Here is a 12,095-nt window from a genome sequence, read left to right on the forward strand (position 1 = left end):
CTGGTTTCCAGGTGATTTGGTTAAGAGTCTCCGACTACGAAGACTCTTAACCTTTTTGTGTCTATAATTTCAATAAGTTCAATAAATTCCTTACTAGATGTCTTCAACAGCTGAAAACCAAAGAGTTAATTTTGCTTCGATAAAGAATCAGTTCCCGTATCCGGACTTTCTCGAAGTTCAATTGAAGTCGTTCCAAGACTTTCTTCAACTTGACACTCCTCCTGAAAAGAGAAAGAAGGAGGGATTGTATAAGGTATTTGCCGAGAATTTCCCGATTGCGGATACCCGTAACAATTTTGTGTTGGAGTTCTTAGATTACTATATAGATCCGCCTCGTTACTGTATCGATGAGTGTATCGCTCGCGGGTTAACCTATAGCGTGCCTTTAAAAGCGAAGTTAAAACTGTACTGTACGGACCCGGATCATGAGGACTTCGATACGGTGATCCAAGATGTATACTTGGGTCCGATTCCGTATATGACGGACAGAGGTACTTTCGTGATCAACGGCGCCGAGCGTGTTGTCGTGTCTCAGCTGCACCGTTCTCCGGGCGTATTCTTCGGACAAAGCACGCACGCAAACGGAACGAAGTTGTACTCCGCACGTATTATCCCGTTCAAGGGGTCATGGATCGAGTTCGCTACGGACATCAACAATGTGATGTACGCTTACATCGACCGTAAAAAGAAATTGCCTGTAACTACTCTTTTGAGAGCTATTGGTTTTGAAAGCGATAGAGATATTCTTGAAATCTTCAACCTTGCGGAAGAGGTTAAGGTAACGAAAGCAAACCTGAAGAAGTTTATCGGACGTAAGCTGGCCGCTCGTGTTTTGAAGACTTGGGTGGAGGATTTCGTAGATGAGGATACCGGTGAGGTGGTTTCTATTGAACGTAACGATGTTATCATCGACCGTGAGTCTGTACTGGATAGCGACAATATCGAGGCTATCTTGGATTCAGGCACGCAAAATATCTTGTTGCATCGTGAGGACCAGAATCTGTCTGACTATGCTATCATATATAATACGCTCCAGAAAGACCTGAGTAACTCCGAGAAGGAAGCTGTGTTGTATATCTACAGACAGTTGAGAAATGCGGAACCGGCTGATGAGGCTAGCGCACGCGAGGTTATCACGAACCTGTTCTTCTCAGAGAAACGTTATGATCTGGGTGAGGTGGGACGTTACAGGATCAACAAGAAGTTAGGCCTTACTACAAGCGCTGATGTTAAGGTTTTGACTAAAGAAGATATTATCGAGATCATCAAGTACCTGATCGAGTTGATCAACTCGAAGGCTATCGTGGATGATATCGACCACTTAAGCAACCGTCGTGTACGTACGGTTGGCGAGCAATTGTATAACCAGTTCGGTATTGGTTTGGCTCGTATGTCACGTACAGTTCGTGAACGTATGAACGTTCGCGATAATGAGGTGTTTACTCCGATTGATTTGATCAATGCGAAGACGATTTCTTCCGTGGTTAACTCTTTCTTCGGAACGAATGCCTTGTCTCAGTTCATGGACCAGACGAACCCGTTGGCGGAGATCACGCACAAGCGTCGTTTATCAGCCCTAGGTCCGGGAGGTTTGTCTAGAGAGCGTGCCGGATTCGAGGTTCGTGATGTTCACTATACGCACTATGGTCGTCTTTGTCCGATTGAGACCCCGGAAGGTCCGAACATCGGTTTGATCTCTTCTTTATGTGTATACGCTAAGATCAACGATCTTGGTTTCATCTCGACTCCGTACCGTAAGGTGGCAGATGGAAAGGTCGACTTCTCTGAGGAAGGCTTGCAATACTACACGGCGGAGGAAGAGGAAGAGTTGACAATCGCTCAAGGTAACGCTCCATTGGATGATAACGGTAAGTTTATTCGTGATAAGGTGAAGGCTCGTTTCGAGGCTGACTTTCCGGTTGTTCCTCCTTCTGAGCTTGACTTGATGGACGTGGCTCCGCAGCAGATCGCTTCTATCGCAGCTTCTTTGATCCCATTCTTGGAACACGATGACGCTAACCGTGCGTTGATGGGATCTAACATGATGCGTCAGGCAGTTCCTTTGTTGCGTACGGACGCTCCGATTGTTGGTACCGGTATTGAGGCGCAGGTTGCCCGTGACTCCCGTACTCAGATTATGGCTGAGCGTGAGGGCGAGGTTGTGTTCGTTGATGCTACTTGTATCAAGATTAAATATGACCGCACGGAGGACGAGGAATTCGTTAGCTTCGAGGATGCGGTTAAGACATATAATATCCCGAAATGGCGTAAGACCAACCAAAGTACGACAGTCGATTTGAAACCGACCTGTCATCGCGGACAACGTGTGAAAGCCGGCGATATCCTTACCGAGGGTTACTCAACCCAGAAAGGCGAGCTTGCTTTGGGACGTAACGTGAAGGTGGCTTACATGCCTTGGAAGGGTTATAACTATGAGGATGCTATCGTGTTGAACGAGCGTATGGTTCGTGAGGACTTCTTTACGTCTGTCCACGTTGACGAATACATCCTTGAGGTACGTGAGACAAAGCGTGGTATGGAGGAATTGACTTCCGATATCCCTAACGTCAGCGAAGAGGCTACCAAGGATTTGGATGAGAGAGGTATCGTTCGTGTAGGTGCTCGCATCGAGCCGGGTGATATCTTGATTGGTAAGATCACTCCGAAAGGTGAGTCTGATCCATCTCCGGAGGAAAAGTTGTTGCGTGCTATCTTCGGTGATAAGGCGGGTGATGTGAAGGATGCTTCCTTGAAGGCTACTCCGTCTTTGCGCGGTGTGGTTATCGAGACCGCTTTGTTCTCGAAGGCTGTCAAGAAACGTAAATCCAGATTGACTGATAAGGCGATCTTGCCGAAGTTGGACGAGGAATACGAAGAAAAGATGGCTAGCTTGAAGACTTTGTTAGTTGATAAGTTGTTAGTGCTTACAAACGGCAAGGTTTCTCAAGGTGTTAAAGACTATATGAATACGGAGATTATCGCTAAGGGTGCTAAGTTTACCCGCAAATCTCTGGAAGAATTGGATTATAACTCCATCCAAGTAAGCAAGTGGACGGCAGACGCTCAGAAGAATGAGTTGATCAAACAGGTTATCTTGAATTATTTGAAGAAGTACAAGGAGCTTGACGCTGAGTTGAGACGTAAGAAGTTCGACTTGACGATCGGTGATGAGCTGCCGACAGGTATCGTACAGATGGCTAAGGTTTATATCGCCAAGAAACGTAAGATTCAGGTAGGTGATAAGATGGCCGGTCGCCACGGTAACAAGGGTATCGTATCAAAGATCGTTCGTCAGGAGGATATGCCGTTCTTGGAAGACGGTACTCCGGTGGATATCTGCTTGAACCCGCTGGGTGTGCCTTCTCGTATGAACTTGGGACAGATTTTTGAGGCCGTGTTGGGTTGGGCCGGACGTGAGCTGGACGTTAAGTTCGCTACTCCGATCTTCGATGGCGCGACTTTGGATGATTTGAACGAATGGACAGACAAAGCTGGTATTCCTCGCTACGGTAAGTCTTACTTGTATGATGGTGGTACTGGTGAGCGTTTCGACCAACCTGCTACGGTGGGTGTGACTTACTTCTTGAAGTTGGGCCACATGGTTGACGATAAGATGCATGCCCGTTCAATCGGTCCGTACTCTTTGATTACGCAACAGCCGTTAGGTGGTAAGGCACAGTTCGGTGGTCAGCGTTTCGGAGAGATGGAGGTTTGGGCACTGGAAGCCTTCGGTGCCGCTCATGTTCTTCAGGAAATTCTTACGATTAAGTCTGATGACGTTGTAGGACGTTCGAAGGCTTATGAGGCGATCGTGAAGGGTGATCCGATGCCACAGCCGGGTATTCCTGAATCTCTGAATGTATTATTGCACGAGTTGAGAGGACTTGGTTTGAGTTTCACTCTGGATTAATTCAATAACAATAAAGAAGTAGGTGGGCTACGGCCCGTCTACTTTATCTATTGATAACTCTTTATAAATAAATAATATGGCCTTTAGAAAAGAAAACAAGATAAAGAGTAACTTTTCAAAAATAACCATCGGTCTGGCATCCCCTGAGGAGATCCTAGAGAACTCCAGCGGTGAGGTTTTGAAACCGGAAACAATTAACTATCGTACGTATAAGCCTGAGCGTGACGGTTTGTTCTGTGAGCGTATCTTTGGTCCGATCAAGGACTATGAGTGCCATTGCGGTAAGTACAAGCGTATCCGTTACAAAGGTATTGTCTGCGATCGTTGTGGAGTGGAAGTTACGGAAAAGAAAGTTCGTCGTGAACGTATGGGACACATCCATTTGGTGGTTCCTGTTGCCCATATTTGGTATTTCCGTTCTTTGCCTAATAAAATCGGTTACTTGCTAGGTCTTCCTACCAAGAAACTGGATTCCATCATCTATTACGAACGCTACGTCGTGATCCAGCCGGGTTGCGTAGACACGGTCGGTGAGTTAGACCTATTATCTGAGGAGGAATATCTGGATATTTTGGATAGCCTTCCAAGAGAAAATCAATTGCTAGAGGATACGGATCCGAATAAGTTCATCGCTAAGATCGGCGCTGAGGCTGTTTATGATCTGTTGGCTCGCTTGGACTTGGATTCTCTTTCTTATGAGTTGCGTCACCGTGCGAACACGGACACATCTCAACAGAGAAAGAACGAGGCCTTGAAACGCCTTCAGGTGGTTGAGTCTTTTCGTGCGTCCAGAGGTCGTAACAAACCGGAATGGATGATCATGAAGGTGATCCCGGTGATCCCTCCTGAACTGCGTCCGTTGGTTCCGCTGGACGGTGGCCGTTTCGCTACTTCTGACTTGAATGATTTATATCGTCGTGTTATTATCCGTAATAACCGTTTGAAACGATTGATCGATATTAAGGCTCCGGAAGTGATCTTACGTAATGAGAAACGTATGCTTCAGGAGGCCGTGGACTCTTTGTTTGACAACTCTCGTAAATCGAGCGCGGTTAAGACAGACGCCAATCGTCCGTTGAAGTCCTTGTCCGACAGTTTGAAAGGTAAACAAGGTCGTTTCCGTCAGAACTTGTTGGGTAAGCGTGTAGACTACTCCGCTCGTTCGGTTATTGTCGTAGGTCCGGAATTAAAGATGCACGAGTGCGGTTTGCCGAAGAATATGGCTGCCGAGCTTTATAAGCCTTTCGTTATCCGTAAATTGATCGAACGCGGTATCGTGAAGACGGTGAAATCTGCCAAGAAGATCGTTGACCGTAAGGAACCGGTTGTTTGGGATATTTTGGAGTACGTAATGAAAGGTCACCCGGTATTATTGAACCGTGCCCCGACATTGCACCGTTTGGGTATCCAAGCGTTCCAGCCGAAATTGATCGAGGGTAAGGCTATCCAGTTGCACCCGTTGGCATGTACGGCATTCAACGCCGACTTCGACGGTGACCAGATGGCTGTTCACTTGCCGTTAGGTAATGAGGCTGTTTTGGAAGCTCAAATGTTGATGTTGGCTTCACACAATATCTTGAACCCTGCGAATGGTGCTCCTATTACCGTACCTTCTCAGGATATGGTGCTTGGTTTGTATTATATTACCAAGTTGCGCAAGGGTACACAAGGCGAAGGTTTGACTTTCTATGGTCCGGAAGAGGCTACGATCGCTTACAATGAGAAGAAGTTGGATATCCATGCTCCGATCCATGTTTACGTGGAGGATTTGGATGAGAACGGTAACTTGGTGAAGACGATGGTTGAGACTTCTGTTGGACGTTTGATGGTCAACGAGTTCGTGCCGAAAGAGATTGGTTATGTAAACGAGGTGTTGGGTAAGAAGTCTCTTCGCGACATCATCGGTCGGGTAATCAAGGCTTGTGGCGTAGCTCGTACCGCTCAGTTCTTGGATGATATCAAGAACTTGGGTTACTATATGGCATTTAAGGGTGGTCTGTCTTTCAACTTGGCTGATGTGCTTATTCCTGCTGAAAAAGACGCGTTGGTTCAGAAGGGATATGAGGAGGTTGAGCAGATCATGGCTAACTATAATATGGGTTTCATTACCAACAACGAGCGTTATAACCAGATTATCGATACTTGGACACACGTTAATAGTAACTTGTCTAATATCTTGATTAAGCAATTGACGGCGGATAACGATGGATTCAACTCAATCTACATGATGATGGATTCCGGTGCCCGTGGTTCTAAGGAGCAGATTCGTCAGTTGTCCGGTATGCGTGGTTTGATGGCGAAACCGCAGAAGAGTGGTGCAGAAGGTGGTCAGATTATCGAGAACCCGATCCTTTCTAACTTTAAGGAAGGTTTGTCCGTGTTGGAGTACTTTATCTCTACTCACGGTGCTCGTAAAGGTTTGGCCGATACCGCTTTGAAGACTGCCGATGCCGGTTACTTGACTCGTCGTTTGGTTGACGTCTCTCACGACGTGATCGTAAACGAGGAAGACTGTGGTACATTGCGTGGCTTGGTTTGTACGGAATTGAAGAATAACGAGGAGGTGATCGCTTCCTTGTATGAGAGAATCTTAGGTCGTGTATCTGTTCACGATGTGATCCATCCGATTACGGGCGAGGTTATCGTTCGTTCCGGTGAGGAAATCCGTGAGGATGCCGCTAAGGCAATCCAAGACTCTCCGATCGAGAGCGTCGAGATTCGTTCCGTATTGACTTGTGAGTCTAAGAAGGGTGTCTGCGCTAAGTGCTATGGACGTAACTTGGCTACGAACCGCATGGTTCAGAAGGGTGAGGTTGTCGGTGTAATCGCCGCGCAGTCTATCGGTGAGCCGGGTACACAGTTGACGTTGCGTACATTCCACGTCGGTGGTATCGCATCCAACATCGCAACAGAGAATAGTATTACATCTAAATATGATGGTATTTTAGAGATCGACGAGCTTCGTGCTGTTGAGGCGGTAGACGAGGTGAGCGGAAAGAAACATTTGGTAGTAGTAAGCCGTTTGGCTGAAATGCGCATTGTTGATCCGAACACGAAGATCGTGTTGTTGACTCATAATATACCTTATGGTTCTAAGTTGTTCTTCAACAACGGTGACTCAATTAAGAAGGGTGACGTGATCATCGAGTGGGACCCGTTCAATGCCGTAATCGTATCAGAGGTTTCCGGTAAGATCGAGTTCGAGAGTTTGGTAGAGAACGTAACTTACAAGGTTGAGAGTGATGAGACTACCGGTTTGAAGGAGAAGATCATCATCGAGTCTAAGGATAAGACGAAGGCTCCGGCCGCTCATATCGTGGATGAGAATGGTAATTACTTGAAGAACTACTCTTTGCCATTGGGCGCTCACGTCGTGAAAGACAATGGTGATGTAGTGAAAGCTGGTGAGGTTTTGGTTAAGATCCCTCGTGCCGTAGGTAAGGCCGGTGATATCACCGGTGGTCTTCCTCGTGTAACCGAGTTGTTCGAGGCTCGTAACCCGTCTAACCCTGCTGTCGTATCTGAGATCGACGGAGAGGTAGGATTCGGTAAGATCAAACGTGGTAACCGTGAGATCACCGTAACGTCTAAGTTGGGTGAGGTTAAGAAATATATGGTTCCTCTGTCTAAACAATTATTGGTTCAGGAGAACGACTATATCCGTGCGGGTATGCCGCTATCAGACGGTGCTACCACTCCTTCGGATATCTTGGCGATCAAAGGTCCGACGGCTGTACAGGAATATATCGTGAATGAGGTTCAGGATGTATACCGTCTACAGGGTGTGAAGATCAACGATAAGCACTTCGAGGTTATCGTTCGTCAGATGATGCGTAAGGTAGAGGTGGTTGATCCGGGAGATACTCGCTTCTTGGAGCAGCAGATTGTTGATAAGTTGGAGGTAATGGACGAGAACGATCGTATCTGGGGCAAGAAAGTTGTTACCGATCCGGGAGATTCTCAGACATTGCAGGCCGGACAGATCGTGACTGCACGTAAGTTGAGAGATGAGAATAGTATGTTGAAACGCCGTGACCTTAAGTTGGTCGAGGTACGTGACGCTATTCCGGCTACAGCCAACCAGATCCTTCAAGGTATCACACGTGCCGCTTTGCAGACGAACAGCTTTATGTCCGCCGCATCTTTCCAAGAGACGACGAAAGTATTGAACGAGGCTGCTATCAACGGAAAGGTAGACCGTTTGGAAGGTTTGAAAGAGAACGTTATCTGTGGTCACTTGATTCCTGCTGGTACCGGTCAGCGTGAGTTTGATAAGCTGATCGTAGGCGCAAAGGATGAGTTCGATCGTATCTTCGCTAATCGCAAGAACGTGGTTGATTTCAATGCCATGGACAAAGATGATGAAGAATAGGAACGTTTAATAAACTATAAAGAAAGGCCGGCAGAGCAATCTGTCGGCCTTTTTTGTTCTTCCTTATTTGCTTAATAAATGGATAAACTTTATTTTTGCGAGGTAACAAAGACCATAGATAAATACTGAGACATATAAGAAACATATAATAATCAATATCATGAAGAGAATTTTACTTTGTTTAATGGTGGCTTTATTTGCCACTGGCTGCTTATTCGCTAAAAACAACGATGAGAAAATGAATGTAATGTCTTATAACATCCGTTACGATAATTCGGGTGATAAGGATAATCAATGGAAATTCAGAAGAGATTTCGCTGCTGATTTAGTGAAATTCCATGAGGCGGATGTGTTCGGTGCGCAAGAGGTCTTGAATAATCAGCTGAATGATTTGCTTGATCGTTTACCGGAATACGCTTATGTGGGTGTTGGTCGTGAGGATGGCAAGACGAAAGGGGAGTACACTCCGATTTTCTATCGTAAGGATCGTTTCTCCGTTGAGAAAAGCGGTAATTTCTGGTTAGCCGAAGATATAAATGCCGTTGGTAAGAAAGGTTGGGACGCCGCATGCGAGCGTGTTGCTACTTGGGCGATCTTGAAAGATAAGAATACGGGAAAGAAATTCTTTTTCTTGAATACGCACTTGGATCATATGGGGAAAGTGGCTCGTCATGAAGGAGCTTCTTTGGTGCTGGAGCAAGCGAAGAAATTATCCGAGAATTTGCCTATAATCGTGACTGGCGATTTCAATGCCGTGCCTTCTGATGAGCCGATACAAGTATTGACTAATCCGAGTGATCCTCGTCATTTGACTCATTCCCGCACGATCGCAGGGTTTACTTACGGCCCGGAATGGACATTCCATGATTTTGGAAAGATCCCTTACGACAAGCGTGAATGGATTGATTATATCTTCGTGAAAGGGAATATCAAGGTATTGCGTCATGGTGTATTGACTGAAACGTTGAATAACCTGTTCCCATCCGACCATTGCCCGGTAATCAGTACGTTGATACTCGAATAAAAAAGCTTTGTGTGTATGGGGAAAGTAGACGTATTGAAGGAAACTACCCCGCTTTCATCAGAAGATTGCTTCTTGGTCATGCAACGCCCGAAATCGGGGTTTAATTTTCCGTTACATGTACACATGGAGTTTGAGTTGAACTATCTGGAGAATGCCGCTGGTGCTATCCGGATAGTTGGCGATTCGGTCGAGGAAATCGATGATCTGGATTTGGTGTTGATCGCGGGAGGAACGAAGCATGCTTACTCGAACCATAAGTGTCCGTGTAATGGGATCTTTGAGATAACGATACAATTTCATAAATCGTTATTTGATAGCTTAATCAATAGACGGCATTTCAAGACCATGAAGGATATGTTTGATAACGCTTCCAGTGGTCTTGTTTTCAGCCGGGAAATGATACTTGGCATTCAAGATAAATTAAGAATGTTGTCGAACGATAACAAGCCGGATTCTTTCAAGAACCTGTTGCGTTTGGTCGAGATTCTTAAGATTCTATCTTTGGATAAAGCAGCCCGTAGGTTGAATGCCGTGAACACGGTAAAGAACTATAATAATAACGATACCGATCGTTTAGATAGTATCATGTTATATTTACACGAAAATTATCAAAAACGTATCACCTTGTCGGAAGTGGCTAAGTTAACAAATATGAGCGATGCCTCATTGATGCGTTTCTTGAAGAAGTGGACGGGAAAGACATTTATCGATAACTTGAACGAGATCCGGGTAGCCGAGGCGGTATGCCGTTTGACCGATACAAGTGACAGTATTTCTGAAATATGTTACAGGTGCGGTTTTAATAATCTATCGAATTTCAACCGGGTATTCAAACGGCGTAGGGGGAGTACCCCTACAGAGTACAGGGAAAAATATTCCCGTTCGAGGTTTATAATTTAAAACATGATTTAAAGCATGTTTACATTGATTTGTGTCAAGTGTTGATGATATAGTATTATTTATTGCACATATAGTATTTGGTGGTCTTTGCTAAAGCCCTTACTTTTGTAAAGTTCAAGTGAAAGAGATTAGCACTTAGACAAAACAAACCTTAACTAAAACGCCAAAACCAATTATATCAAACACAAAAGGTATTTTTACATTGGTCTAAAGAATTGAGAATTAAAAACACAACTAGAAAACGACTGCCTGAGAAGGTAGTCGTTTTTGCATTTATAGTCTTCAACCCCTTTGTAACCCGGAATAAATATGTATATTTGTCTTCGCAATTTTTAATCACCATAAATTTAAAAGAAGAAAGTATGGAAAACAACAAACCTGCCAATAACGAGATTCAGATCGAGTTATCTGAAGAGATGGCACAAGGAACTTACGCCAATTTGGCTATTATATCTCATTCAAGCTCTGAATTTATCCTAGATTTCATCCGGGTGGTTCCGGGAGCTCCTAAGGCACAAGTGAAAAGTCGCGTAATCTTAACTCCGGATAACGCTCAACGTTTGTTATTCGCTTTGCAAGACAATATCAAGAAATTTGGGGAGCAACTTCAAGCAGGAAATAATAATAACAAAACAGCTAATTTTGAGGACTTCGCAGGTCCGACAGGAGAGGCTTAATAGATTTGTTTTCAGCCATAGAAAGAGTACTTTTCTACAAGAGTAGGGGAGTACTCTTTTATTGTTGGGATGGCTCGTTTACATTGAAAAACCTTGATGCCTATTCTTAGATGCTTACAATGGGCATTCTTAGGTGTTAAGAATGCCTGTTATAAACACCTAAGAATGCCCATCGTAAAGAATACCCTATCTCTCTATCCTAAAGATTAGATAATCCCATCAATATTTTCTTCAATACGGTTTGTGCGGAGATCTCACGGTTTGCCGCCTCGGGGATTACGATACTTTGCGGGCTCTCTATCACATCATCGGTAACGATCATATTGCGGCGAACCGGCAAGCAATGCATGAAATAAGCGTTATTCGTAAGCGCCATTTTCTCTGCGTCTACGGTCCAGCTACGATCTGTGCTGATTACTTGTCCGTAATTCGGATCTTTATAAGCGGACCAGTTCTTTGCGTAAATGAAATCCGCTCCTTCAAAAGCCTTCTTCTGATCGTATTCCACTTTAGCGTTGCCTACGAATCTAGGATCAAGCTCATAACCTTCCGGATGAGTGATAACAAACTCATAATCTGTAGCGTTCATCCATTCGGCAAAGCTGTTTGGTACGGCTTGCGGCAATGATTTCGGATGAGGAGCCCAAGTCATGACTACCTTCGGACGAGCTGTTTTCTTATATTCCTCTATCGTGATCAAGTCGGCGAAACTTTGCAACGGATGGCGTGTCGCCGCTTCCATGCTAAATACCGGCCGGCCGGAATGCTCGATGAACTGACTCAATATCTTTTCGTTATAATCATCTTCTTTATTCTCAAAGCGTGCGAAAGAACGGACCCCGATCACATCGCAGTAACAGCCCATTACAGGAACAGCTTCCAGCAAATGCTCCGGTTTATCACCATCCATGATAACACCTCGCTCTGTTTCCAGCTTCCATGCACCTTGGTTAACGTCCAAAACGATCGTGTTCATACCTAAGTTCATGGCAGCCTTTTGGGTGCTTAAGCGGGTACGTAGGCTTGAGTTGAAAAATATCATCAACAACGTCTTGTTTTTTCCCAGTTCACTAAACTGGAAACGATCTTTCTTGATCTCGAAAGCTTCATTAAGCGCTTGTTTCAAGTCACCTAAATCCTGTACGCAAGTGAAATGTCTCATATCTGTTACAATAATATTTTGTTAAAGGCAAAGATAATGACTACTTGTCA

6 protein-coding genes are annotated in these 12,095 nt (G+C 44.9%); 5 read left to right on the plus strand and 1 reads right to left on the minus strand.

What is annotated here, in order from left to right; translation table 11 throughout:
- The first annotated feature begins 97 nt into the window (after positions 1-97).
- The 5 genes from rpoB (at position 98) to DW033_RS11090 (ending at position 10,883) form a co-directional block, all read left to right on the plus strand.
- Complete coding sequence (rpoB, locus tag DW033_RS11070; RefSeq protein WP_122382753.1) at positions 98-3,910, plus strand: DNA-directed RNA polymerase subunit beta; 3,813 nt, start codon at positions 98-100, stop codon at positions 3,908-3,910.
- A 76-nt stretch (positions 3,911-3,986) separates the two neighbouring features.
- Positions 3,987-8,282 carry a DNA-directed RNA polymerase subunit beta' gene (gene rpoC, locus DW033_RS11075; protein ID WP_048927529.1) on the plus strand — a complete coding sequence of 1,432 codons (4,296 nt, stop codon included), beginning with the start codon at positions 3,987-3,989 and terminating at the stop codon, positions 8,280-8,282.
- A gap of 160 nt (positions 8,283-8,442) precedes the next feature.
- Positions 8,443-9,306, plus strand: a complete 864-nt coding sequence (locus tag DW033_RS11080; RefSeq protein WP_057326326.1) for an endonuclease/exonuclease/phosphatase family protein — start codon at positions 8,443-8,445, stop codon at positions 9,304-9,306.
- A gap of 15 nt (positions 9,307-9,321) precedes the next feature.
- Positions 9,322-10,206, plus strand: a complete 885-nt coding sequence (locus DW033_RS11085) for an AraC family transcriptional regulator (protein ID WP_005854224.1) — start codon at positions 9,322-9,324, stop codon at positions 10,204-10,206.
- Between the two features lie 362 nt (positions 10,207-10,568).
- A complete protein-coding gene (locus tag DW033_RS11090) occupies positions 10,569-10,883 on the plus strand; it encodes a DUF3467 domain-containing protein (protein WP_005854225.1) in 315 nt (104 codons plus the stop codon).
- 199 nt (positions 10,884-11,082) lie between these two features.
- Here DW033_RS11090 and DW033_RS11095 read toward each other — a convergent pair whose 3' ends face one another.
- On the minus strand, positions 11,083-12,045 hold the full coding sequence (locus tag DW033_RS11095) for an N-acetylornithine carbamoyltransferase (protein WP_005867250.1): 963 nt from the start codon (positions 12,043-12,045) through the stop codon (positions 11,083-11,085).
- Between the last annotated feature and the right edge of the window lie 50 nt (positions 12,046-12,095).

The sequence above is a fragment of the Parabacteroides sp. AF39-10AC genome, from assembly GCF_003635405.1.
Classification (GTDB): domain Bacteria; phylum Bacteroidota; class Bacteroidia; order Bacteroidales; family Tannerellaceae; genus Parabacteroides; species Parabacteroides distasonis.

Coding starts and splice junctions, on each gene's coding strand:
- rpoB (WP_122382753.1), top strand. CDS start 98: ATGTCTTCAACAGCTGAAAACCAAAGAGTTAATTTTGCTTCGATAAAG.
- rpoC (WP_048927529.1), top strand. CDS start 3,987: ATGGCCTTTAGAAAAGAAAACAAGATAAAGAGTAACTTTTCAAAAATA.
- DW033_RS11080 (WP_057326326.1), top strand. CDS start 8,443: ATGAAGAGAATTTTACTTTGTTTAATGGTGGCTTTATTTGCCACTGGC.
- DW033_RS11085 (WP_005854224.1), top strand. CDS start 9,322: ATGGGGAAAGTAGACGTATTGAAGGAAACTACCCCGCTTTCATCAGAA.
- DW033_RS11090 (WP_005854225.1), top strand. CDS start 10,569: ATGGAAAACAACAAACCTGCCAATAACGAGATTCAGATCGAGTTATCT.
- DW033_RS11095 (WP_005867250.1), bottom strand. CDS start 12,045: ATGAGACATTTCACTTGCGTACAGGATTTAGGTGACTTGAAACAAGCG.